The organism is Streptomyces sp. NPDC046915, from assembly GCF_040644935.1.
GTDB lineage: Bacteria > Actinomycetota > Actinomycetes > Streptomycetales > Streptomycetaceae > Streptomyces.
This window is the reverse complement of record NZ_JBEYXB010000002.1, coordinates 121,215-142,737: the sequence shown is the minus strand read 5'-3', so window position 1 is coordinate 142,737 and position 21,523 is coordinate 121,215. Positions and strand designations below refer to the sequence as shown.

Sequence of the window (21,523 nt, the reverse complement as noted above, 5' to 3'; positions counted from 1 at the left end):
TTCCTGACCTACTCCCGGAACAGAAAAGGAGTTCCCGGCGTCTGTGTGGGCGGGTCCATGACGCATCATGGGCTCATCAGATCGGAGCCTGAGGCTCCCATCGCCCCGAGGAGAACAACACACGCATGACCAAGCGTCATGGTTATGTGCTGCTCAGTGCGCTCGTCGCACTGGTCGTGGCCCTGTCCGCCGCCATCTACGTCGGGGTCGCGGCCGACGAAGGCACCTCCAGCGGCACCGTCGCCGACGGCCGCCCCCACCACGGCACCGCCGTCGCCCCCGCCTCCACCGGCACCTGGGTCGGCGCCTGGTCCACCTCCCCGGCGGGAGCCGAACCCGGCACGGAGACGAACGGCATGGCGGGCCGCTCGGTGCGCAACGTCGTGCACGCCGGCACCGGGGGTACGAGTGCCCGCGTCACGCTGTCCAATCTCTACGGCCAGTCCCCGCTGACCATCACGCACGCCACGATCGCGGTCGCCGCCGACGAGAACACGGCGGCGGCAACCGCGGAAACGATGCGGCGGCTCACCTTCGGCGGCAGCACCACCGTCGTCATCCCGGCCGGCGGGCAGACCGTGAGCGACACGGTCCGCGTCACCATCCCGCTGGGCACGGACGTCCTGGTCACCACCTACTCCCCCACCCCCTCGGGCCCGGTGACCTACCACCCGCACGCGCAGCAGGTGTCGTACATCGCCGCGGGCGACCACACCGAGGACACCACGGCCGCCGGCTACACCGAACAGACGCCGTACTGGCGCTACCTGACGGCCCTTGACGTGCTGAGCAACGAGTCCGACGGCACCGTCGTCGCGCTCGGCGACTCCATAACCGACGGCATAACCTCCACCGTGGGCGCCAACCGCCGCTGGACCGACGTGCTCGCCGAGCGGCTGCGCACGGCCGTCGAGGGCGGCGCCGACCTGCCCCGCTACAGCGTCGTCAACCAGGGCATCAGCGGCAACCAGGTCCTCGCCGACGGCCTCGGGCGGCCCGCCGACAACCAGAGCGGGCTCGGCCGCTTCGGCCGCGACGTGCTCTCCCGGACGAACGTCAAGGTCGTCGTCATAGACCTCGGCGTCAACGACATCCTGCGCAACCCGCGGCTCGCCGACCCCGCCAAGGTCACCGCCGGTCTGCGCACCCTGGTCCGCCAGGCCCACGCCCGCGGCCTGAGGGTCGTCGGCGCCACCCTGATGCCGTTCGGGGGCCACCGCGGCTACACGCCGGCCCGTGAGGCGGTGCGCGAGCAGATCAACGCCGAGATCCGCGCGGGCCGGGTCTACGACGCCGTGGTCGACTTCGACAAGGCCCTGCGGGACCCGTACGACCCGCGCCGGCTGCGCTCCGACTACGACTCGGGCGACCACCTGCACCCGAGCGACCTGGGCTTCCAGAAGATGGCCGAGACGTTCGACCTGCGCGAACTGAAGGGGGCGGGGCAGGCGGAGCTGTAGGCGCGGTGGAGCGGCCGGGGCTCAGTGCTCCCCGTACCGGCGGTGCTCCCGCTCCTCGCGGCGACGCTCGCGCTGCTCGTGCCGGGCCTCGTGCAACTCGTGCCGCTCGGTCCTGCGGTCCAGCTTCTCCTGGCGCCGCTCCTCCTTCAGGCGGGCCCGCTCGGCGCGGGTCCGCTTGCGTTCGATGCCGACGCCGCCCCAGAGGGCGAAGCCCGACACGATCACCCGCGGGGCTCCCGGCTCCGCGGGGACGCCGTCCTCGCGGTGGTCGAAGCCACCCATGATCCCGAAGCCGCGCACGACGACCTCGACGCCGGGCGGCACCACGATCTGCATCCCGCCCATGATCGCGACGCAGCTGATCTCCACCTCGTGGTCCGCGAAGTCCGCCTCCCGCAGGTCGATCTCCCCGCCGCCCCAGAAGGCGAAGCAGTTGAACCGCTTCGGCATCGTCCAGCGCCCCTTGCGCTGGAAGCCGGACATGATGGCGACGGCCCCCGAGGACGAGCCCTCGCCGCCCACGATCCGCCCCGCCCAACTCCCGCTCGGGACAGGCTCCTTGCGCATGGACACGGCGGGCGCGCCGCCCGTACCCGCACCGGACGCCGGCAGGTCGCGGGTGATCGGCGTCAGCTCCCCGTAGGTGCGCGCCTTGTACGTCGCCTCCAGCCGCTCCTCGAACTCCTCCATGTCGAGCCGCCCTTCGGCCAGGGCGTCCCGCAGGACCTCGGTGACTCGCTCACGATCGGCGTCGGAGGCACGCAGTTCCGGGGCATCGTCGGTCATGACAGCAGCCTACGAGTTCGCCGCGCGCAGGGCTACGACACCGGCTCCTCCCGGCCGCCGCCCCGCGCCCCCGGCACCGCCTTCTCCGACTGCTCGGCGTACATCGTCGCGATCACCGCCTCGATGTCCGGCTCCCGCACCGACAGGTCCACCAGCGGATACTCCGCCGCGACCCGCGCCACCAGCGGCGCAGCCGACTGCGCGGCGGGGAACGCCAGCCACTGCCGGGGCCCCTCGACCTTGACCACCCGCGCCTCAGGCACCTCGATCGGCGGCAGCTCCCGCTCCAGGTCCACCACCAGGGTCCGCTCGCTCTCCCCCACCTCGTGCAGGCCCGCGAGCGGACCGTCGTACATCAGACGGCCGTGGTCGATGACCATCACCCGCGAGCACAGCTGCTCGATGTCCTGGAGGTCGTGCGTGGTCAGCAGGACCGTCGTGCCGCGCTCGGCGTTCAGCTCCCGCAGGAAGCCGCGCACCTTGGCCTTGGAGATGACGTCCAGGCCGATGGTCGGCTCGTCGAGGTAGAGCACCTCGGGATCGTGCAGCAGCGCCGCCGCGATGTCGCCGCGCATCCGCTGGCCTAGGGAGAGCTGACGGACCGGCACGTCCAACAGGTCGGCCAGCTCCAGGAGTTCCACACAGCGCTCCAGGTTCTCCTGGTAACGCCGGTCCGGGACGCGGTACATGCGGTGCACCAGCCGGTAGGAGTCGATCAGCGGCAGGTCCCACCACAGCGTCGTACGCTGCCCGAACACCACCCCGATGCGGTGCGCCAGCCGGGAGCGCTCCCGGGAGGGGTCGATGCCCGCGACCCGCAGCCGGCCGCCGCTCGGGGTCAGGATGCCCGTCAGCATCTTGATCGTCGTCGACTTCCCGGCACCGTTCGGGCCGATGTAGCCCACCATCTCGCCCCGCGCCACACGGAAGGAGATCGAGTCGACCGCACGCACCTGCCTGCGCTCCCGTTTCAGGAAGCCGGTCTTCCTGCGCACGTCGAAGACCTTCTCGACGCGGTCGAGTTCGATGAAGTCACTGTCCATTTCGGGGTCCACTTCGGGATCCATTGCGAGCTAACTCCCTGTACTCCGATACGACCGAAGCCCCACCCGCCACGCCAGCCCCGCCAGCGCACAGCAGCACACCGCCACCAGGGGCGGAGTGAACGCCGTCCACTCCGGCAGATCGAGCGGATACGGCCGCCCCAGCACGTAGCTCGCGGGCAGCCAGTTGACGAAGGCCAGCGGCAGTACGAAGGTCACCCCGCGCACCAGCTCCTTCGCGAACACGGTGGGCGGATACTGCAGCAGGGTGGTGCCGCCGTAGGTGAACGCGTTCTGCACCTCGGAGGCGTCCTGCGCCACGAACTGGAAGGCCGCCCCGGCCACGAACACCGCGCAGAAGATCCCGGCACCGCTGAGCACCATGAGCGGCATCAGCAGCAGCTTCGGCACGCTCCAGTCGATGCCGACCCTGCTCAGCGCGTAGCCGAGGACCAGTGCGCCCTGCGTGATCCGGCCCAGGCGACGCAGGCCGAAGCGGTCGGCGGCCACCTGCGCCAGCACCGGCGCGGGACGCACCAGCAGCGTGTCCAGGGTGCCGTCGCGGACCCGGCGACCCAGCCGGTCCATCGAGCCGATCGCCAGGTCGGCCAGACCGAACGCCACGCTGGACACGCCGTAGAGGAAGGCCACCTCGGGCAGCGAGTAGCCGCCCAGCACGTCGACCCGGGAGAACATCAGCAGGATCGCCACGAAGTCCAGACCGGTCGCCGTGAAGCTCCCGATCGTGGTCATGACGAAGGAGACCCGGTAGGCCATCGTGGAGCGGATCCACATCCCGGCGATCAGCCGGTAGGCGCGCACGCCCTCGGCGAGCCGGCCGGTCTCAGCCACCCTGGACCACCACCCGCCGCGTCGCCACCGACTGCACCAGCCGTCCCGTCGCCAGCAGGGCCACCGCCCACGCCCCCTGGAACGCGAACGTGTGCCACGGATCGGCGTGGCCGAGCAGTACGTCCGCGGGCGCCTGGAGGAGCGACGACCACGGCAGGGCCCGTACGATCTCGCCGAGCGCACCCGGGAACACGTTCAGCGGAAGCGTCATCCCCGAGCAGAACACTCCGACGATCCATGCCATGTACGTCACACCGGCCCCGTCCAGCAGCCAGAACGCGCTCAGCGCCACCAGGAACCGGATCCCGAAACCGACCAGCGCCGCGAGCAGCAGGGTGCACAGGAAGGCGGCCCAGGTCGCCACGTCGGACGGCAGGGACACCGGGTAGCACAGCGCCCCGAACACGAACGGGATCGCTCCCCGGCCCAGCAGCTGGAACAGCGCCCGCCCCAGATCGGCGGCCAGCCACCACAGTTGCAGGTCGGCCGGCCGGTACAGGTCGATTGCCACGTCACCCGTACGGATACGTTCCATGAGCTCGTCCTCGACGCCGCCGCCCGAGATCGCCAGCGTGGCGAACAGCGCCTGCCCGAGCCACACATAGGTCACGGCCTGCGCCTGGTCGTAGCCCCCGAGGTGGGGCCGCTGGTCCCACAGGGCCAGGTAGGTGTAGACGAGGATCAGGCCGAAGACCGTATTGGTGAACACCCCTGCCGCAGTGGCCGCGCGATACGTCGCGTACCGTCTGAAACCCCCCGCCGCGACGGCCGCGTACAACCGTCCCGCGCCCACGTCTATCTACCTCCCGGAGCCTTTGACACCGAAGCGCAGGAGCCTACTGCGCGGCCGGTCCGGCCGGCCACGCATTTTCCCGCCGGACGCGCGCCGGAATCCGGGAACGGAACGCTTGGTGCGAGAGTCTTCACTCGGGGGTGCAGAAGACGTACGAGTGCGTACGGCGACACGACGTTACACAGGAGTCCGTGCACGACATGAGCGACGAGCCGCAGCCGCAGCAGCCGAACAAGGGCGGGGCGCCGAGAGAGCCACTGGCGGCTGAAGGGCCCGGAGAGCCGGAGGGCCGGGAGGAGACAGCGGACAAGGGAGACAAACCCGACAAGGTCAGCAAGGCCGACCGGCACGGCGAGAACGGCGACCAGGGCGAGAACGCCCCGGCCGCCGGAGCAGGCCGGACGGGCAGGGGCCGTACGGATGCCCCGGCGGCGAAGGCAGCCGCGGAGCCCGGGGCGGCCGAGAAGACCCAGACCCTCCGGCGCATCAAGGCGACCCAGGCGACTCCCGCGCCTCCGAAGGACGGGGCGGCCTCCGCTGCTCCGAAGGGTCCGGCGACTCCGGCGACCCCTGCTGCTCCGTCGGCGCCCTCGGCCAAGGGGAGCGCGGGAGCCAAGACGCCCGAGGAGCCCGAGGCCGCGGAGAAGACCCAGGTCCTGCGCCGTATCAAGGCGACCCAGGCGACGCCCGCGACTTCGCCGACGCCCGCAGCGCCGAAGAGCCCGGCGGCCCCCGCTGCCGCGGCGAGCTCGGCCGGTTCGGCGGGTTCGGCGGCTGAGCGAGCCGAGGCGGCCGAGAAGACCCAGGTGCTCCGGCGCATCAAGGCGACCCAGGCGTCCCCGGCAGCCCCCGCGAATCCCGCGGCTTCGGCAGGTCCGGCAGCTTCGGCAGCCGCGGCGGCCATGGCGAGCGCGACACCCCCCGCTCCCCCCGCGCCCAGGGTGCCCCACCAGCCCAAGGCGGCCCAGGCGGCGCACGAGTCCGAGTCCCCCGCGACCACCCGGCTCCCCCGGCAGACCGCCCCGGCCCCGGCAGCGGCCACCCCCGAGGGCAGCCCGGCCGGCGGCGGAGGCGACGGGACCGGCGGCGGCAAGGGCAAGGGCAAGAAGCCCAAGCGCCCCAAGCGCACCGGCTGGCGCCGGCTGCTTCCGACCTGGCGGATGGTGCTCGGCACCTTCGTCGTCGGCGTACTGCTGCTCTTCGGCCTGTTCTTCCTCGGCTACTCGATGGTGCAGATCCCGCCGGCCAACGCGCTCGCCATGAAGCAGAGCAACGTCTACCTCTACGCGGACGGCTCCCAGCTGGCCCGCGACGGCGAGATCAACCGGGAGAACGTCACCCTCGCCCAGATCTCCAAGGACGCCCAGCACGCCGTCCTGGCCGCCGAGGACCGCGACTTCTACACCGAGTCGGCCGTCGACCCCAAGGCGATGATCCGCGCCGCCTGGAACACCGCCACCGGCAAGGGCAAACAGTCCGGCTCGACGATCACCCAGCAGTACGTGAAGAACTACTACCTCGCGCAGGAGCAGACCGTCACGCGCAAGGCCAAGGAGTTCTTCATCTCGATCAAGCTGGACCGCAACAAGTCGAAGGACGACATCCTCGAGGGCTACCTCAACACCAGCTACTTCGGCCGCAACGCCTACGGCATCCAGGCCGCCGCCCAGGCCTACTACGGCCGGGACGCCGCCGGCCTCGACCCGGCCCGCGCCGCCTACCTCGCCGCGCTGGTCAACGCGCCCAGCGAGTACGACGTCGTCGCCCACCCCGAGAACAAGTCGGCGGCCCTCGCCCGCTGGAACTACGTACTGGACGGCATGGTCAAGAAGGGCTGGCTGAGCCAGTCGAAGCGGGCCGGCATGAAGTTCCCGATGCCCAAGGAGCAGACGATCTCCACCGGTCTGTCCGGGCAGCGCGGCTACATCAAGAACGCGGTCGAGGACTACCTCATCGAGAACAAGATCCTCACCAAGGACCAGCTCGAGGCCGGCGGCTACCGCATCACGACCACCCTCCAGAAGAGCAAGCAGGACGCCTTCGTGAAGGCCGTCGACGACAAGCTGATCTCCAAGCTGGACAAGAAGAACAACAAGGCCGACAACTACGTCCGCGCGGGCGGCGCCTCCGTCGACCCCAAGACCGGCAAGGTCGTCGCGATGTACGGCGGCATCGACTACGTCAAGCAGTTCACCAACGGCGCGACCCGGGGCGACTACCAGGTCGGCTCCACCTTCAAGCCGTTCGTGTTCACCTCGGCCGTGCAGAACGGCTCGGCCACGCAGTCCGGCCAGACCATCACGCCGAACACGTACTACGACGGCACCAACCAGCGGCCCGTGCAGGGCTGGAGCGGCGGCGCCTACGCCCCGGAGAACGAGGACACCAAGTCGTACGGCGAGATCACCGTGCGCAAGGCGACCGACCTGTCCGTGAACTCGGTGTACGCGCAGATGGCCGTCGACGTCGGCCCCGCCAAGGTCAAGCAGACCGCGGTCGACCTCGGCATCCCGCCCGCCACCAAGGACCTCCAGCCGTACCCGTCCATCGCGCTCGGCACGGCCACCGCCAGCGTCCTGGACATGGCGGAGGCGTACGCCACGCTCGCCAACCACGGCAAGCACGGCACGTACACGATGATCGAGAAGATCACCAAGGACAACAAGAACGAGGTGCAGCTGCCCGAGCAGAAGACCAAGCAGGCCGTCAGCCGCGAGGCCGCCGACACCACGACCTCCATCCTCCAGAGCGTCGTCCAGACCGGCACCGCGACGTCCGCCCAGCAGGCCGGCCGTCCCGCGGCCGGCAAGACGGGCACCGCGGAGGAGGACAAGGCGGCCTGGTTCGCGGGCTACACGCCCGACCTGGCCACGGTCGTGTCCGTCATGGGCCAGGACCCGGTGACGGCCAAGCAGATGCCGCTGTACGGCGCCCTCGGCCTGCCCCGCATCAACGGCGGTGGCGCGCCCACCGATATCTGGGCGCAGTACACCAAGGCCGCGTTGAAGGGTAGGTCGGCGAGCGACTTCGACCTGGAGCTCCAGCAGGGCGCGGACGTCCAGGCGCCCAGTTCCAAGGCACCCACCCAGCCGGGCACCGGCGGCACGACCGACGGTGGCACCCCGTCCGCCGGCACCCCGAGCACCGGCAGCCCGGACACCGGGGGCCAGACGGCGGGCCAGACGGACGGCGGCACCACCGCGGGCACCACGGACGGCGGCACCCCGACCAACGGCGGGACGACGACGGGCCAGACGGACGGCGGCACCACCGCCGGCACGACGGACGGCGGCAACACCGCCGGCACCACGGACGGGGGCACCACCGCCGGCACCACGGACGGCGGCACCCCGACGGGCGGCGGCCCCGGAGGCACGGGGGACACGGCAGGTACGGACGCCGGTACCCAGGGGCTGGCCAGACGTCAGTGACCGCGGGCATGTGAAAGGGCTGGTGACCAGAGACGGTCACCAGCCCTTTCGCCGCTACAGGTACCGCTACAGGTACCGCGTACCGCTACAGGTACAGACCCGTGGAGTCCTCCGACCCCTCGAACCGGTCCGCGGCCACCGCGTGCAGATCACGCTCGCGCATGAGCACGTACGCGACGCCCCGTACCTCGACCTCGGCCCGGTCCTCCGGGTCGTACAGGACGCGGTCGCCCGGCTCCACGGTCCGTACGTTCTGCCCGACCGCGACGACCTCCGCCCAGGCCAGCCGGCGCCCGACCGCCGCCGTCGCGGGGATCAGGATGCCGCCGCCCGAACGCCGCTCGCCCTCGCCGGTCTCCTGCCGGACCAGAACCCGGTCGTGCAGCATCCGGATGGGCAGCTTGTCGTGATGGGTGCTGTGCACGTTTCTGTTGGCGCTCACGTTCTCGAACCTACCTGCCTTTGCCGCGCGCGGACGCCGCCGGGTCAGCCCTTACGACGGCGAGTCCCCAGGGCGAGCAGCCCGACGAGCCCGACGGCCACGAGCGCCACGGGCACGACACGCTCCAGCCGGGGAGCTCCGTCCTCGTCCACGAACCGGGCCCGCACCTCGCTCACGGCCCGGTTGACCTGGATGTAGGCGCGCCCGAGGGTGTGGTCGATGTTCGAGACCACCTTGGCCTTGGCGTCTCCGACGATGGTCTTCGGATGCACCCGCACCCCGATCTCGTCCAGCGTCTCGGCCAGCACCTCGCGGCGGAGCTTGATGTCCGCCTCGATCTGCGCCGGGGTTCTGGTGTCCGACGTCTCCGCCACCGTACGGCCTCCGAAGTCTGCTGAGTGCGCTTTGTGCTGGACAGTCTGTCAGCTCCGGGGTCGGCAGCACCGTCAGGACCCCCGGTTACGCTAGATCGATGAGCGAGCGACTCCAGCCCGGGGACGTGGCCCCCGCCTTCACCCTGCCCGACGCCGACGGCACCGAGGTGTCCCTGGCCGACCGCAAGGGCCGCAAGGTCATCGTCTACTTCTACCCCGCGGCCCTGACTCCAGGCTGCACCAAGCAGGCCTGCGACTTCACCGACAACCTCGACCTCCTGGCCGGCGCGGGCTACGACGTCATCGGCATCTCCCCCGACGCCCCCGAAAAACTCGCGAAGTTCCGCGAGAAGGAATCCCTGAGGGTCACCCTTCTCGCCGACCCCGACAAGAAGGTCACCGAGGCCTACGGCGCCTACGGCGAGAAGAAGAACTACGGCAAGACCTACCTCGGCGTCATCCGCTCCACGATCGTCGTGGACGAGGAGGGCAAGGTCGAACGGGCCCTGTACAACGTCCGCGCGACGGGCCACGTGGCCAAGATCATCAAGGATCTGGGTATCTGAGGGCCCCCTTCTCCGCTTGGCGGGCGGCTCGCACCGGGAAGACCCTGCGCGGGCCGCCCTTCGCATGCGGGGCGTGACCGTCCGATAAACGGTTCGTTACTCCGTACGAGGTCGCGAACGGGTGGCCGATACGCGGAGAGGCTAAGAACGTGGGGAACACACCGGAACCGGCAGCGACGATGGCCCGCGGAGCCGCGGTCCCGTCTTCGGACCCATACGGCAAGGAACGACTCGCACGACCCGTGGCCGAGGCCCGCAACTGGACGGATCTGATGCGACGGCTCGGACTCAAGACGAGCGGCGGACAGCGACGCGTCCTCCAGGAGAAGGTTCTCGAGCACGAACTGGACACCAGCCACTTCGTCAAGCGCAGCCCATGGCGCAAGTACCCAGACTCGGCCATTGCCGAGGCCGCAGCGTCGTCTTCCTCCCTCCGCGAAGTAGCACTGAAGCTGGGTGCGACCCCAGCGACAGGAACCCTGTCCCACATCCGGCGTCGGATCAGTGCCGCGGGGATCGACGTCAACCACTTCCCCGGTATCGGCAGCTCCGAGCCGGATCTACCCTTCACGACCGAGGAACTTCGGGCAGCGGCTGCCACCGCCAACAGCGTCCGCGGTGTGGCCCGTTCGCTGGGTGTGCCGGACGACAGCCGCTCCCGCGCCACGCTGGCCCGCATGCTGCGCGCCCGAGGGATCGACATCGGGCACTTCTCACATCGGCGTCTGTCGATCCCCGAGGACCGGGTGCGCACCCTCGTACGAGACTCGACAAGCTACGCCGACGTTGTGCGGGGTCTCGGCTTGGAGGTCAATGACACCAATCACAGGCGGATCCGGCGCACAGCCGCGCGCCTCGGTATCGACACAAGTCACTTCAAGCGACGGAGTTGGGGCCGGCCCGAGCGCCCCGCACCTGCGGCAAAGGCAGACAAGGTCCTCGTTGTCCTGTCAGAACACGCCGGTCGGACCAATAGAACGCAGCTTCATCGGGCCTTGGTCGAGATCGGGATGCCGTACATGTGCGTGGAGTGCAGCAACAGTGGCGAATGGCTTGGTCGGCCGATCACCTTGCAGATCGACCACATCAACGGGAACTGGCGCGACAATCGCCAAGAGAATCTGCGCTACTTGTGCCCCAACTGTCACGCGATGACGGAGGCGTGGTGCCGCCGGAAGGGAGCGGCGCCTCTCGCGGGGTAGTCCTTCCGACACGTAGACTGAGCGCCGCCGGTCGAGCACGATGACCGTTTTTGAGCGGCCGTGATGGAATTTGGCAGTCATGCTGGGTTTAGGTCCCAGTGGGTTCACACCCGTGTGGGTTCGAGTCCCACCGGCCGCACACACGTAGGGGGGCCGTCCAACCGGACGGCCCCCCTGATGTCCCTCAGCCCAACAGCTCCCGAACCACCGGCACCAACGCCCGGAACGCCTTCCCCCGATGGCTGATCGCGTTCTTCTCCCCCGGAGAGAGTTCCGCGCACGTCCGCGTCTCCCCCTCCGGCTGGAGGACCGGGTCGTACCCGAAGCCGTTCGTCCCGGTCGGGGTGTGGCGCAAGACCCCCCGCAACTGGCCCTCGACCACCCGCTCCCGGCCGTCCGGCAACGCCAGGGCCGCCGCGCAGGCGAAGTGGGCGGCGCGGTGTTCGTCCGCGATGTCGGAGAGCTGGGCCAGCAAGAGGTCCAGGTTGGCCTTGTCGTCGCCGTGGCGGCCGGACCAGCGGGCCGAGAAGATGCCGGGGGCGCCGTTGAGGACGTCCACGCAGAGGCCGGAGTCGTCGGCGACGGCGGGCAGGCCGGTGGCCTGGGCGAGGGCGTGGGCCTTGAGGAGGGCGTTCTCGGCGAAGGTGACGCCGGTTTCCTTGACGTCGGGGATGTCGGGGTAGGCGTCCGCGCCGACGAGTTCGTGGGGCAGGCCTGCGTCGGCGAGGATCGCCCTGAGTTCGGTGATCTTTCCGGCGTTACGGGTGGCGAGGATCAGGCGGGTCATGCATCCAGTATCAGTGGGTGCAGACCTTGGTCAGTTCGCCGGTCGCGTCCTTGACCGGGCTGAGGTCGGGGGTGCTGTCGCCGTCCTTGATGGCGGTGCGGACGTTGTGGACCGCCTTGTCGAGGTCGTCGGCCGCCTTGTCTACGTCCGCGTTCTCCGTCTTGTTCTTTATCTCCTTCAGGTCCTTGTCGATGTCGTCGAGGGAGGCGTCGGCCCGTTTCGGATTGACGGCCGCGTGCGCGGCGGCGAACTGTAAGTCGGTGACGTCGTCGGCGACGGAGTGGGCGGTCTGCATGCAGTCCAGGGCCTTGTCGACGGCGGAGCAGCTGGCGGCCAGGCAGGCGGTGAGTGCGATGCCGGCGGCGGCGACGGCGAGCGCGGTACGGCGGTTTCGGCACACGGCCATGGCTGGGTTCCCTCCCCTGGTCGGGCCCCCGCGGGAGGCCCCCGTTGGTATCCGTTGGGACGCGGGGGCGGGGGGCCGGGTTGCGTGCGCCGACCGCCCCGCCTGATGCTCCCGACGCCGGCTAGGGGACGTCTCGAATACCGCCTGAGAACCGCATGAGGCCGGCTACTTCGTGAGGACGGTCTCCAGTGCCTTGCGCTGAAGGTCGGCCAGCTCGGTGCAGCCGGCGACGGCGAGGTCGAGCAGGGCGTTGAGTTCGTCGCGGGCGAAGGGCTCGGCCTCGGCGGTGCCCTGGACCTCGACGAAGCGGCCGTCGCCGGTGCAGACGACGTTCATGTCGGTCTCGGCCTTGACGTCCTCCTCGTAGCGGAGGTCGAGGAGGGGGGTGCCGCCGACGATGCCGACGGAGACGGCGGAGACGGTGCCGGTCAGCGGCTGGCGGCCGGCCTTGATGAGCTTCTTGCCCTGGGCCCAGGCGACGGCGTCGGCGAGGGCGACGTAGGCGCCGGTGATGGCGGCGGTGCGGGTGCCGCCGTCGGCCTGGAGGACGTCGCAGTCGAGGACGATGGTGTTCTCGCCGAGCGCCTTGTAGTCGATGACGGCGCGCAGGGAGCGGCCGATGAGGCGGCTGATCTCGTGGGTCCGGCCGCCGATGCGGCCCTTGACGGACTCGCGGTCGCCGCGGGTGTTGGTGGCGCGGGGCAGCATGGCGTACTCCGCGGTGACCCAGCCTTCGCCGCTGCCCTTGCGCCAGCGGGGGACGCCTTCGGTGACGGAGGCCGTGCAGAAGACCTTGGTGTCGCCGAAGGAGACGAGGACGGAGCCCTCGGCATGCTTGCTCCAGCCGCGTTCGATGGTGACCGGGCGGAGCTGTTCGGGGGTGCGGCCGTCGATTCGAGACATGGCGATGAGCCTAGTCGCAGATGGGGGCGGGGCTCCTCCCCCGATGGGAGGAGCCCCGTCCGGGTGAGCCGGAGGCTCACATCATGTCTTCGATCTCCGCCGCGATCGGGTCGGCGTCGGTGCCGATGACGACCTGGATGGCGGTGCCCATCTTGACGACGCCGTGGGCGCCGGCGGCCTTCAGGGCGGACTCGTCGACCAGCGAGGGGTCGGCGACCTCGGTGCGCAGCCGGGTGATGCAGCCCTCGATCTCCTCGATGTTGTCGATGCCGCCGAGCCCGGCGACGATCTTCTCAGCCTTGCTGGCCATGTCCGTCTCCCTGAATTCCATGGTCCGAACCGCTGTGTCGCGGTAATCACAGTTGGTCCGATTTCGCTCGCTTTCATGCCGGACATACCGAATGATGGCGATCGCGACAGTGGAACCGAACCGTACCGACTGGTCTACACCAGCTGACCGACGGTCGCCAAGCCCGGCAGGCGCGGGCATCCCTGATTGGGAATGGTGGGTTCCTTATGCCGTCTTCATCTGCTACAACATGGTCTACACCACTGAGTGGTGTAGACCAGAGACGCCGCCGTCCTCCCTCCCCACGCTCCGGGGCGGCGCCCTGCCCACATGGAGGAAGTATGAGCACCGCCACCGCGCCAGCGGCGGTCCCCACGAAGAAGCGGGGATCCGGCCTGATCCAGGGCCTGCAGAAGGTCGGCCGCAGCCTTCAGCTCCCGATCGCCGTGCTCCCGGCGGCGGGCATCCTGCTTCGGCTGGGCCAGCAGGATGTGCACGACAAGCTCAATCTGCCCGACAAGGTCACGGCGGTGTTCGCCACGGCCGGTGGCGCGATCTTCGACAACCTGCCGCTGCTGTTCTGCATCGGTGTCGCGATCGGCTTCGCCAAGAAGGCGGACGGCTCCACGGCCCTGGCCGCCCTGGTCGGCTTCCTGGTCTACAGCAACGTCCTGAAGGCGTTCCCGGTCACCGAGGCGAAGATCCAGAAGGGCGCGGACATAGCCGCGACCTACAACAACCCCGGGGTCCTCGGTGGCATCCTGATGGGTCTGCTGTCCGCCGTGCTCTGGCAGCGCTACCACCGCAAGAAGCTGGTGGACTGGCTCGGCTTCTTCAACGGCCGCCGGCTGGTGCCGATCATCATGGCCTTCGTCGGCACCGCCATGGGCGTCTTCTTCGGGCTGGTCTGGAAGCCGATCGGCGAGGGCATCTCGAACGTCGGCGAGCAGATCACCGGTCTCGGCGCCGCGGGTGCCGGTCTGTTCGGTCTGATCAACCGCGCGCTGATCCCGATCGGCATGCACCAGTTCGTGAACTCCGTCGCCTGGTTCCAGATCGGCGACTTCAAGGACTCCGCCGGCGCGGTCGTGCACGGCGACCTCACCCGCTTCTTCGCCGGTGACGCGACCGCCGGACAGTTCATGTCGGGCTTCTTCCCCATCATGATGTTCGGTCTCCCGGCCGCCGCGATCGCCATCGCGCACTCCGCCCGCCCCGAGCGCCGCAAGGCCGTGCTGGGCATGATGATCTCGCTCGCGCTGACCTCCTTCGTGACCGGTGTGACCGAGCCGATCGAGTTCTCCTTCATGTTCATCGCCCCGGTGCTGTACGCGATCCACGCGGTGCTCACCGCCCTGTCCATGGCGATCACCTGGGCGCTCGGCGTGCACGCGGGCTTCACCTTCTCCGCGGGCTTCATCGACTACGCGCTCAACTGGAACCTCGCCACCAAGCCCTGGCTGATCATCCCCATCGGCCTGGTCTTCGCGGCGATCTACTACTCGGTCTTCCGCTTCGCCATCACCAAGTGGAACCTCCCCACCCCGGGCCGGGAGCCCGAGGAGGAGGTCGAGGACCTCACCAAGGCGTGAGTCCCGCCCCGGCACGACGAAGGCCCCGGAACCCGAGCAGGGTTCCGGGGCCTTCGTGCACGCGGGAGTCAGATCTCGTACGACTTCCTCGGCGCCGCCAGCTCCACCGGCCCGTCGAAGACCTCGCGGGCGTCGGTCAGGTTGGCCTGGGGGTCGGTCCACGGGGGGATGTGGGTGAGGACCAGGCGGCGGGCGCCGGCGCGGGCGGCCGTCTCGCCGGCCTCGCGGCCGTTGAGGTGGAGGTCGGGGATGTCCTCCTTGCCGTGCGTGAACGCGGCCTCGCACAGGAACAGGTCGGCGTCCCGGGCCAGCGTGTCGAGCGCGTCGGTGACGCCGGTGTCGCCGGAGTACGTCAGCACTTTCCCGCCGTGCTCGATGCGGATGGCGTACGCCTCCACGGGGTGGCGGACCCGCTCGGTGTGCACGGTGAACGGGCCGATCTCGAACGTGGACGGCTTCACCGTGTGGAAGTCGAAGACCTCGCTCATGGAGGAGGCGGTGGGGGTGTCCGCGTAGGCCGTGGTCAGGCGGTGCTCGGCGCCCTCGGGGCCGTGGACCGGGATCGGGTCGCAGCGGCCGCCGTCGTGGCGGTAGTAGCGCGCCACGAAGTACCCGAGCATGTCGATGCAGTGATCGGCGTGCAGATGGCTGAGGAAGATCGCGTCGAGGTCGTAGAGACCGCAGTGGCGCTGCAACTCACCGAGGGCGCCGTTGCCCATGTCGAGGAGCAGCCGGAAGCCGTCGGCCTCTACGAGGTAGCTCGAGCAGGCCGATTCCGCGGACGGGAACGACCCCGAGCAGCCGACGACGGTGAGCTTCATGAAGCAGAAACCTCCGTTGGCGGAATAACCGGGATAACCGGGATAAGGGGCGAAATTGGGGGCTGACGAGGGTCGTGCGGTGCGTCGAGCGTAAGGCGCAAAAGCGCCGGTCGCTCCTCCGCCAGGGGCCGTTGTGGGCGAACTCACCTGTGCTGTCACCGGTTCGGCTGGACCCGGGGCGCAATAGGCTTACGAGAGGGCGCGCAATGGGAATCGCGCGCCGGTAACGTCATCCGTATGGACACGTCCTGGTGGCTCGCGCTCGCGGCAGTGGTATTGCTCGCGCTGGTAGCCACGCTAGTCGACGGCTGGGGGCGGGGCCGCCGGCCGCCGCGGCGCAGGACCCGCCCGCCGGGCCGCCCCGAGGGCTTCCACGGTCGGGCGGCCGGTCCGCACCCCGGGGACATCTGGTGGGCCAACGTCCCCTACGAGGACGGTCCGGGCGGCAAGGACCGGCCCTGCCTGGTGCTGGCGGTGCGCGGCAACCGGGCGACCGTCGCGAAGATCACCAGCAAGTACCACGACGAACGCGCCGGGGTGATCCCGCTCCCGCCGGGTTCCGTCGGGGACGCGCACGGGCGGCCGAGTTTCCTGGAGACGGACGAGCTCAGGCACGTGGCGGTGTGGGACTTCCGGCGCCGGGTGGGCGTGGTGGACCCGGTCCTGTGGGACCAGGTCCGGCACTTGGCGGGCTGAGCACGCCGTCTCGCAGGCCGCGTGTCGGACTCAGCGGACCTCCACGGTCACCTTCCAGTCCTGGATGCCCTTGCAGGACATCTGGCCGGGGCGGCTCGCGCACAGCGGGCGGGACGAGGTCAGGTGGGCCGTGCCGGGCGCGACGGCCTCGAACGCGGCGACCGCGTCGCCCGGCTGGATCACGAACCCCGGGTTGGCGGCCTTCAGCGCGCCGCCCTCGACGGCGACCGGCTTCCAGGGCCGGCCCTTGGTGCCGTCCAGGGTGAGCCGGAGCGTCTGGCCCTTGGCGAGGCAGACGGTACGGCCGTTGTCGGTGGCGTCGAGCTGGGTGCGGGGGGTGCAGGACCCGGCGGACCCGGTGGGGGAAGGGGAGGACGACGGTGACGTGCTCTGGGACGCCGAGTCGCTCGGGGTCGGGGACTGCGACTGCGGGGGTGACTGTGACTGCGACGGCGAGGGGGACACCGAGCCGCCGGCCTCCCCTCCCCCGTCCTGCGAGCCGCAGCCGGCGAGGAGCAGCGCCGCCGCGGTGGCGGCCACGGCGAAGGTGCGGTGGAGCGTCGTACGGGGCATCGGGTGACGGCGCATGGGTGGGGTCCGCCCTTTCCGCGGTGACCGGTCCTGGTACGGATGTGACGTACCGGACGCGCATCCGGATCCACGGAGGGCCCCGGCCGTCGCGGCCGGGGCCCTCCTATCAGCGGCGGTGCGTCAGCTGGTGGTCACGGCCGTGTCGTCCAGGACGAAGCTGGTCTGGAGCGAGGAGTCCTCGGCCCCGCTGAACTTCAGCGTGACCGTGGACCCGGCGTACGAGGACAGGTCGAAGGACTTCTGGGTGTAGCCGGAAGCCGCGTTGAGGTTGGAGTAGGTGGCCAGGGTGGTCGAACCGGCGGTCACCGTCAGCTTGTCGTAGGCGGTGCTGCTGCTGGTCTCCGCCGTGTCGACGTGCAGGTAGAAGGTGAAGGTGGCCTTGCAGCCGGAGGGGACGGTCACCGACTGGGACAGCGTGTCGGTGTGCGTGGAGCCGTAGCCGTCGAGCCAGGCGTAGTACGAGCCGCCGTGGGCCGTCTCACCGCTGTCGTTGGTGATGACGCCGCTGGAGGCGGTCCAGGTGGTGCTGCCGGACTCGAAGCCGGGGTTGCCGAGCAGTTGCGCCGAGGTGCAGGTGCCGCCGCCCCCGCTGGAGCTCACCGTCCAGGTGAAGGAGGCCGAGCCGGAGGCGCCGGTGGAGTCCTTCGCGGTGACGGTGACGCTGTAGGTGCCCGCGGTGGACGCCGTACCGGAGATCAGGCCGGTGGAGCTGTTGATCGACAGGCCGGTGGGCAGGCCGCTCGCGCTGTAGGTGAGGGTGGCGCCCGCGCTGTCGCCGGCGCTGATCTGGAGGCTGGCCGAGCCGCCGGTGGTGGTCGACTGGCTGCCGGGGTTGGTGACGGTCACCGTGTTGCCGGTGCTGGTGCCGGAGGTGAAGGCGGCGGTGCCGTCGGGGGTGCCCCAGCCGGTCGGGCCGTCGTAGCCGGTGCCCGCGGTGCAGAAGTACGAGGTCGAGCAGCTGCCGTTGTTGCCGCTGGTGACGTCGTACAGGTTGCCGGTGTGGCTGTAGGGGTACTTCGCCGGGTAGTCGCTGGAGCCCGGGGCGCCGGCGAGGGCGTACACGCCCGCGATGATGGGTGCCGAGGCGCTGGTGCCGCCGTAGACCGCCCAGCCGGAGCCGCCGTAGGTGTCGTAGACCGCGACGCCGGTGGCGGGGTCGGCGACGGCGGAGACGTCGGCCTCCATGCGCTTGGAGCAGCCGGTGTCGGTCTGCCAGCTCGGCTTGGCGTCGTACGAGGAGCAGCCGGAGCCGGTGCCCTCGGTGCTGGACGTCTTCCACACCGACTCGGTCCAGCCGCGGGAGTTGGAGGACGTGGACAGCGCGGTGCCGCCGACGGCGGTGACGTACTGGGAGGTCGCCGGGTATTCGGCGCCGTAGGCCTCGTCGCCCGAGGAGACGGTGATGGCGACGCCCGGGTGCTTGAAGTAGGAGGTGTCCTCGCTGGTCTGGGAGGAGGACTCGGAGCCGCCCCAGCTGTTGGAGACGAACTTGGCGCCGAGCGCGACGGCCTCGTTCTCGGCGGTGCCGAGGTCGGAGTCGGTCGCGGAGTTGGCCTCGACGAGGATGATGTTGCAGTTGGGGCAGACCGCACTGACCATGTCGACGTCCAGCGCCTCCTCGCCCGCCCAGCCGCTGTCGTTGGACGGCAGGGAGGTGGTGGAGCCGGTCTGGCTGACCTGCTTGAAGCAGCCGTTGGCGACCGTGCACGCCGACAGGCCGTAGGTCGAGCGGTAAGTGGCCAGGTCGGAGGCGGCGTTGGGGTCGTTGTAGGCGTCGACGACGGCGACGGTCAGGCCGGAGCCGCCGGTCGAGGGCAGGGCGTACGCGCTGTGCAGGTTGGCCGGGCTGAGGCCGGAGGGCGCGGCGGCGACCGCGGCGGCGAGCCGCTGCCTGATGTCGGTGCGGCGCTGGGCGAAGCAGGCGGCCTGACCGGGCTTCGCGGTGGCGCACAGGTGCTGGGTGGGCACCTTCTGGCCGGCCTTGCCGGTGGAGTGGAAGGTCTGCCGTTCGGGGGCGGTCAGGGCCTTGGCGTTCTGGGTGGTGCGGGAGGTGTGCGCGGCGGCGGGGGCGGCCTGGGCGCCGGCCGTGGGGGCCGCGACGAGTCCGGCGAAGGTGAGGGCGAGGGCGGGCATGGCGACGGCGAGGAGTCTGCGCAGGCTCCGTCTCCGCCTGCTCGGGCGTGACTCACGCATGGGGTACTGCCTCCATCGGTGGGGTCGAACTGGATGGGCAGGCCCGTGACGCGCGTAGCGGCGGCGAAACCGCGCAGTCATGAGCATGACATTACTGGGGAGATGTGTCCGGAAAGGGGAACACCCCGCGTGCCGAGCTGAGCAAGACATGACAGGGTGCGGGCAGAACGTAGCCCCCACGAGCGGGCGACGGCAGACCCGGACCGGCTTCTTTGCCGTCCTGTGGACAGCGCTTAGCCCCCTCATGAGAGGGGGATGGCGCTTCGATGATGAGCCCTATGCCCAGAGCTGGCCCTGGAGCGTCTCGATGGCCTCCTCGGTGGTGGCCGCCGTGTAGACGCCGGTCGAGAGGTACTTCCAGCCGCCGTCGGCCACGACGAAGACGATGTCGGCGGACTCCCCCGCCTTGATCGCCTTGTTGCCGACGCCGATCGCCGCGTGCAGGGCGGCGCCGGTGGAGACGCCCGCGAAGATGCCCTCCTGCTGGAGGAGTTCACGGGTGCGGGTGACCGCGTCGGCCGAGCCGACGGAGAAGCGGGTGGTGAGCACGGAGGCGTCGTACAGCTCCGGTACGAAGCCCTCGTCGAGGTTGCGCAGGCCGTACACCAGGTCGTCGTAGCGCGGTTCGGCGGCGACGATCTTCACGTCCGGCTTGTGCTCGCGCAGGTAGCGGCCGACGCCCATCAGGGTGCCGGTGGTGCCCAGGCCCGCGACGAAGTGGGTGATCGAGGGCAGGTCGGCGAGGATCTCCGGACCGGTCGTGGCGTAGTGGGCGCCCGCGTTGTCCGGGTTGCCGTACTGGTAGAGCATCACCCAGTCCGGGTGCTCGGCGGCCAGCTCCTTGGCGACGCGTACGGCGGTGTTGGAGCCGCCGGCCGCCGGGGAGGAGATGATCTCCGCGCCCCACATGCCGAGCAGGTCCCGGCGCTCCTGCGAGGTGTTCTCCGGCATCACGCACACCATCCGGTAGCCCTTGAGCTTGGCGGCCATGGCGAGGGAGATGCCGGTGTTCCCGGAGGTCGGCTCCAGGATCGTGCAGCCGGGGGTCAGCCGGCCGTCCTTCTCCGCCTGCTCGACCATGTGCAGCGCGGGACGGTCCTTGACCGAGCCGGTCGGGTTGCGGTCCTCCAGCTTGGCCCAGATACGGACCTCGGGGGACGGCGACAGCCGCGGCAGGCGCACCAGAGGGGTGTTGCCCACCGCGGCCAGCGGGGAGTCGTAGCGCATCGCTGATCAGCGGCCGATCAGGCCATGCCGCCGGCGACGGCGGGCAGGATCGTCACGTTGTCGCCGTCGGACAGCTTGGTGTCGATGTTGTCGAGGAAGCGGACGTCCTCGTCGTTCAGGTAGACGTTGACGAAGCGGCGCAGCTGGCCGTTGTCCACGATGCGGGCCTGGATGCCCGAGTGCCGGGTCTCGAGGTCGGCGAACAGCTCGGCGAGGGTCTCACCACTGCCCTCCACCGCCTTCTGACCGTCGGTGTAGGTGCGGAGGATGGTGGGGATGCGGACCTCGATGGCCATGGTTGCGGGCTCCTGTCGGAAGGTGTCTGGTCTGTGGGCGCGCGGCGGCGCGGAGTGCGGGTCGTGCTCGGGGTGCCGCGGCTCAGGCCGTACGGCGGCAGGGCAGCGTCAACAGATGGCGCTGTTCAGCCTGCACAGGTCGACGTGCAGCCGCGCCACGAGCAGCAAACTCGGCGCCTTCTCGCTCACGTCGTTCAGAACCATGGGCTCATCGTATCGATTCCCGGTGCGGGTCTCGGAGTGTGATCTCGCATGCTGGATGAATTCTGATCGAATAGTGAGATCAGTAGCTCTCCACGACCTTGACCTCCTCCTCCGTGACCTCGCCCTCCACGATGCGGTACGAGCGGAACTGGAAGTCGCCGAGGCCGTCGGTGTCGGCGGTGGACACCAGGACGTAGTGGGCAGCGGGCTCGTTGGCGTAGCTGATGTCGGTGCGGGACGGGTAGGCCTCGGTCGCCGTGTGGGAGTGGTAGATCACCACCGGCTCCTCGTCGCGGTCGTCCATCTCGCGGTAGAGCTTGAGGAGGTCGCCGGAGTCGAACTCGTAGAACGTGGGCGACATGGCCGCGTTCAGCATCGGGATGAAGCGCTCGGGACGGTCCGAACCCGCCTGGCCCGCTATGACGCCGCACGCCTCGTCGGGGTGGTCCTTGCGCGCGTGCGCGACGATCTGGTCGACGAGGGCCTGGGTGATGGTCAGCATGGTGGCCAATATAAGCAGTAGGGCCGCCCCGTACCGAGGTGTGGTACGGAGCGGCCCGTATGCCGGA

The 21,523-nt window shown here is 70.1% G+C and carries 23 protein-coding genes and 1 tRNA gene; 7 read left to right on the top strand and 17 right to left on the bottom strand.

Annotation, left to right across the window (positions count from 1 at the left end):
- Positions 1-125 precede the first annotated feature (125 nt).
- Positions 126-1,460 carry an SGNH/GDSL hydrolase family protein gene (locus tag ABZ915_RS05400; protein WP_361796183.1) on the top strand — a complete coding sequence of 445 codons (1,335 nt, stop codon included), beginning with the start codon at positions 126-128 and terminating at the stop codon, positions 1,458-1,460.
- Positions 1,461-1,481: 21 nt separating this feature from the next.
- Here the strand turns inward: ABZ915_RS05400 and ABZ915_RS05395 are convergent, their stop codons facing one another.
- Genes ABZ915_RS05395 through ABZ915_RS05380 form a run of 4 tightly spaced genes read right to left on the bottom strand, consistent with a single transcriptional unit; the run spans position 1,482 to position 4,940 of the window.
- On the bottom strand, positions 1,482-2,246 hold the full coding sequence (locus ABZ915_RS05395; protein ID WP_361796180.1) for a DUF1707 domain-containing protein: 765 nt from the start codon (positions 2,244-2,246) through the stop codon (positions 1,482-1,484).
- 32 nt (positions 2,247-2,278) lie between these two features.
- Positions 2,279-3,313, bottom strand: coding sequence for an ATP-binding cassette domain-containing protein (locus tag ABZ915_RS05390; protein WP_361796177.1), 1,035 nt, complete (start codon positions 3,311-3,313; stop codon positions 2,279-2,281).
- Between the two features lie 6 nt (positions 3,314-3,319).
- A complete protein-coding gene (locus ABZ915_RS05385; protein ID WP_361797701.1) occupies positions 3,320-4,084 on the bottom strand; it encodes an ABC transporter permease in 765 nt (254 codons plus the stop codon).
- Positions 4,085-4,133: 49 nt separating this feature from the next.
- Positions 4,134-4,940, bottom strand: a complete 807-nt coding sequence (locus tag ABZ915_RS05380) for an ABC-2 family transporter protein (RefSeq protein ID WP_361797698.1) — start codon at positions 4,938-4,940, stop codon at positions 4,134-4,136.
- A gap of 1,154 nt (positions 4,941-6,094) precedes the next feature.
- Here ABZ915_RS05380 and ABZ915_RS05375 point away from each other — a divergent pair.
- Positions 6,095-8,365 carry a transglycosylase domain-containing protein gene (locus ABZ915_RS05375; RefSeq protein WP_361797695.1) on the top strand — a complete coding sequence of 757 codons (2,271 nt, stop codon included), beginning with the start codon at positions 6,095-6,097 and terminating at the stop codon, positions 8,363-8,365.
- Positions 8,366-8,450: 85 nt separating this feature from the next.
- Here ABZ915_RS05375 and ABZ915_RS05370 read toward each other — a convergent pair whose 3' ends face one another.
- Both ABZ915_RS05370 and ABZ915_RS05365 read right to left on the bottom strand, forming a co-directional pair.
- Positions 8,451-8,807, bottom strand: a complete 357-nt coding sequence (locus ABZ915_RS05370; RefSeq protein WP_361796174.1) for a co-chaperone GroES — start codon at positions 8,805-8,807, stop codon at positions 8,451-8,453.
- 44 nt (positions 8,808-8,851) lie between these two features.
- Positions 8,852-9,181: a DUF3618 domain-containing protein gene (locus ABZ915_RS05365; RefSeq protein ID WP_361796171.1), complete on the bottom strand. Its 330-nt coding sequence runs from the start codon at positions 9,179-9,181 to the stop codon at positions 8,852-8,854.
- A 98-nt stretch (positions 9,182-9,279) separates the two neighbouring features.
- Between ABZ915_RS05365 and bcp the strand changes: the two genes are divergently transcribed.
- From bcp to ABZ915_RS05350, 3 genes are all read left to right on the top strand, one after another.
- Positions 9,280-9,747: a thioredoxin-dependent thiol peroxidase gene (gene bcp / locus ABZ915_RS05360; RefSeq protein WP_132851546.1), complete on the top strand. Its 468-nt coding sequence runs from the start codon at positions 9,280-9,282 to the stop codon at positions 9,745-9,747.
- A 242-nt stretch (positions 9,748-9,989) separates the two neighbouring features.
- Positions 9,990-10,949, top strand: a complete 960-nt coding sequence (locus tag ABZ915_RS05355) for an HNH endonuclease signature motif containing protein (protein ID WP_361796167.1) — start codon at positions 9,990-9,992, stop codon at positions 10,947-10,949.
- Positions 10,950-11,003: 54 nt separating this feature from the next.
- Positions 11,004-11,088, top strand: a tRNA-Leu gene (locus tag ABZ915_RS05350).
- A gap of 45 nt (positions 11,089-11,133) precedes the next feature.
- On the opposite strand, the gene rdgB is transcribed toward ABZ915_RS05350, so the two are convergent.
- The 4 genes from rdgB to ABZ915_RS05330 all read right to left on the bottom strand — a co-directional run bounded on the left by rdgB (position 11,134) and on the right by ABZ915_RS05330 (position 13,355).
- The gene (rdgB, locus tag ABZ915_RS05345; protein WP_361796164.1) at positions 11,134-11,736 is read right to left on the bottom strand and encodes an RdgB/HAM1 family non-canonical purine NTP pyrophosphatase; all 603 of its coding nucleotides are present in this window, start codon (positions 11,734-11,736) and stop codon (positions 11,134-11,136) included.
- A 10-nt stretch (positions 11,737-11,746) separates the two neighbouring features.
- A complete protein-coding gene (locus ABZ915_RS05340) occupies positions 11,747-12,142 on the bottom strand; it encodes a hypothetical protein (RefSeq protein WP_361796161.1) in 396 nt (131 codons plus the stop codon).
- Positions 12,143-12,307: 165 nt separating this feature from the next.
- Positions 12,308-13,045 carry a ribonuclease PH gene (gene rph / locus ABZ915_RS05335; RefSeq protein WP_361796158.1) on the bottom strand — a complete coding sequence of 246 codons (738 nt, stop codon included), beginning with the start codon at positions 13,043-13,045 and terminating at the stop codon, positions 12,308-12,310.
- 76 nt (positions 13,046-13,121) lie between these two features.
- The gene (locus tag ABZ915_RS05330) at positions 13,122-13,355 is read right to left on the bottom strand and encodes a PTS glucose/sucrose transporter subunit IIB (protein ID WP_132851550.1); all 234 of its coding nucleotides are present in this window, start codon (positions 13,353-13,355) and stop codon (positions 13,122-13,124) included.
- Positions 13,356-13,675: 320 nt separating this feature from the next.
- Between ABZ915_RS05330 and ABZ915_RS05325 the strand changes: the two genes are divergently transcribed.
- On the top strand, positions 13,676-14,926 hold the full coding sequence (locus tag ABZ915_RS05325; protein ID WP_361796155.1) for a PTS transporter subunit EIIC: 1,251 nt from the start codon (positions 13,676-13,678) through the stop codon (positions 14,924-14,926).
- Positions 14,927-14,994: 68 nt separating this feature from the next.
- Here ABZ915_RS05325 and ABZ915_RS05320 read toward each other — a convergent pair whose 3' ends face one another.
- Entirely contained in the window at positions 14,995-15,747 is a 753-nt protein-coding gene (locus ABZ915_RS05320; RefSeq protein ID WP_361796152.1) for an MBL fold metallo-hydrolase, read from the bottom strand.
- Positions 15,748-15,984: 237 nt separating this feature from the next.
- Here ABZ915_RS05320 and ABZ915_RS05315 point away from each other — a divergent pair, with 237 nt between their 5' ends.
- A complete protein-coding gene (locus tag ABZ915_RS05315) occupies positions 15,985-16,443 on the top strand; it encodes a type II toxin-antitoxin system PemK/MazF family toxin (RefSeq protein WP_361796149.1) in 459 nt (152 codons plus the stop codon).
- A gap of 30 nt (positions 16,444-16,473) precedes the next feature.
- On the opposite strand, the gene ABZ915_RS05310 is transcribed toward ABZ915_RS05315, so the two are convergent.
- The 6 genes from ABZ915_RS05310 to ABZ915_RS05285 form a co-directional block, all read right to left on the bottom strand.
- Positions 16,474-17,031: a hypothetical protein gene (locus tag ABZ915_RS05310; protein ID WP_361796146.1), complete on the bottom strand. Its 558-nt coding sequence runs from the start codon at positions 17,029-17,031 to the stop codon at positions 16,474-16,476.
- Positions 17,032-17,154: 123 nt separating this feature from the next.
- Entirely contained in the window at positions 17,155-19,227 is a 2,073-nt protein-coding gene (locus tag ABZ915_RS05305) for a putative Ig domain-containing protein (protein WP_361796143.1), read from the bottom strand.
- A 276-nt stretch (positions 19,228-19,503) separates the two neighbouring features.
- On the bottom strand, positions 19,504-20,454 hold the full coding sequence (locus tag ABZ915_RS05300; RefSeq protein ID WP_361796140.1) for a cysteine synthase: 951 nt from the start codon (positions 20,452-20,454) through the stop codon (positions 19,504-19,506).
- A 17-nt stretch (positions 20,455-20,471) separates the two neighbouring features.
- On the bottom strand, positions 20,472-20,750 hold the full coding sequence (locus tag ABZ915_RS05295) for a MoaD/ThiS family protein (protein WP_361796137.1): 279 nt from the start codon (positions 20,748-20,750) through the stop codon (positions 20,472-20,474).
- A gap of 108 nt (positions 20,751-20,858) precedes the next feature.
- Positions 20,859-20,954, bottom strand: coding sequence for a putative leader peptide (locus ABZ915_RS05290; protein WP_361450311.1), 96 nt, complete (start codon positions 20,952-20,954; stop codon positions 20,859-20,861).
- Between the two features lie 79 nt (positions 20,955-21,033).
- Positions 21,034-21,456: a M67 family metallopeptidase gene (locus ABZ915_RS05285; RefSeq protein WP_361796134.1), complete on the bottom strand. Its 423-nt coding sequence runs from the start codon at positions 21,454-21,456 to the stop codon at positions 21,034-21,036.
- Positions 21,457-21,523 lie beyond the last annotated feature (67 nt).

Coding starts and splice junctions, on each gene's coding strand:
- ABZ915_RS05400 (WP_361796183.1), top strand. CDS start 126: ATGACCAAGCGTCATGGTTATGTGCTGCTCAGTGCGCTCGTCGCACTG.
- ABZ915_RS05395 (WP_361796180.1), bottom strand. CDS start 2,246: ATGACCGACGATGCCCCGGAACTGCGTGCCTCCGACGCCGATCGTGAG.
- ABZ915_RS05390 (WP_361796177.1), bottom strand. CDS start 3,313: ATGGATCCCGAAGTGGACCCCGAAATGGACAGTGACTTCATCGAACTC.
- ABZ915_RS05385 (WP_361797701.1), bottom strand. CDS start 4,084: ATGTGGATCCGCTCCACGATGGCCTACCGGGTCTCCTTCGTCATGACC.
- ABZ915_RS05375 (WP_361797695.1), top strand. CDS start 6,095: ATGGTGCTCGGCACCTTCGTCGTCGGCGTACTGCTGCTCTTCGGCCTG.
- bcp (WP_132851546.1), top strand. CDS start 9,280: ATGAGCGAGCGACTCCAGCCCGGGGACGTGGCCCCCGCCTTCACCCTG.
- rdgB (WP_361796164.1), bottom strand. CDS start 11,736: ATGACCCGCCTGATCCTCGCCACCCGTAACGCCGGAAAGATCACCGAA.
- ABZ915_RS05340 (WP_361796161.1), bottom strand. CDS start 12,142: ATGGCCGTGTGCCGAAACCGCCGTACCGCGCTCGCCGTCGCCGCCGCC.
- rph (WP_361796158.1), bottom strand. CDS start 13,045: ATGTCTCGAATCGACGGCCGCACCCCCGAACAGCTCCGCCCGGTCACC.
- ABZ915_RS05330 (WP_132851550.1), bottom strand. CDS start 13,355: ATGGCCAGCAAGGCTGAGAAGATCGTCGCCGGGCTCGGCGGCATCGAC.
- ABZ915_RS05325 (WP_361796155.1), top strand. CDS start 13,676: ATGAGCACCGCCACCGCGCCAGCGGCGGTCCCCACGAAGAAGCGGGGA.
- ABZ915_RS05320 (WP_361796152.1), bottom strand. CDS start 15,747: ATGAAGCTCACCGTCGTCGGCTGCTCGGGGTCGTTCCCGTCCGCGGAA.
- ABZ915_RS05315 (WP_361796149.1), top strand. CDS start 15,985: ATGGACACGTCCTGGTGGCTCGCGCTCGCGGCAGTGGTATTGCTCGCG.
- ABZ915_RS05310 (WP_361796146.1), bottom strand. CDS start 17,031: ATGCGCCGTCACCCGATGCCCCGTACGACGCTCCACCGCACCTTCGCC.
- ABZ915_RS05305 (WP_361796143.1), bottom strand. CDS start 19,227: ATGCGTGAGTCACGCCCGAGCAGGCGGAGACGGAGCCTGCGCAGACTC.
- ABZ915_RS05300 (WP_361796140.1), bottom strand. CDS start 20,454: ATGCGCTACGACTCCCCGCTGGCCGCGGTGGGCAACACCCCTCTGGTG.
- ABZ915_RS05295 (WP_361796137.1), bottom strand. CDS start 20,750: ATGGCCATCGAGGTCCGCATCCCCACCATCCTCCGCACCTACACCGAC.
- ABZ915_RS05290 (WP_361450311.1), bottom strand. CDS start 20,954: ATGGTTCTGAACGACGTGAGCGAGAAGGCGCCGAGTTTGCTGCTCGTG.
- ABZ915_RS05285 (WP_361796134.1), bottom strand. CDS start 21,456: ATGCTGACCATCACCCAGGCCCTCGTCGACCAGATCGTCGCGCACGCG.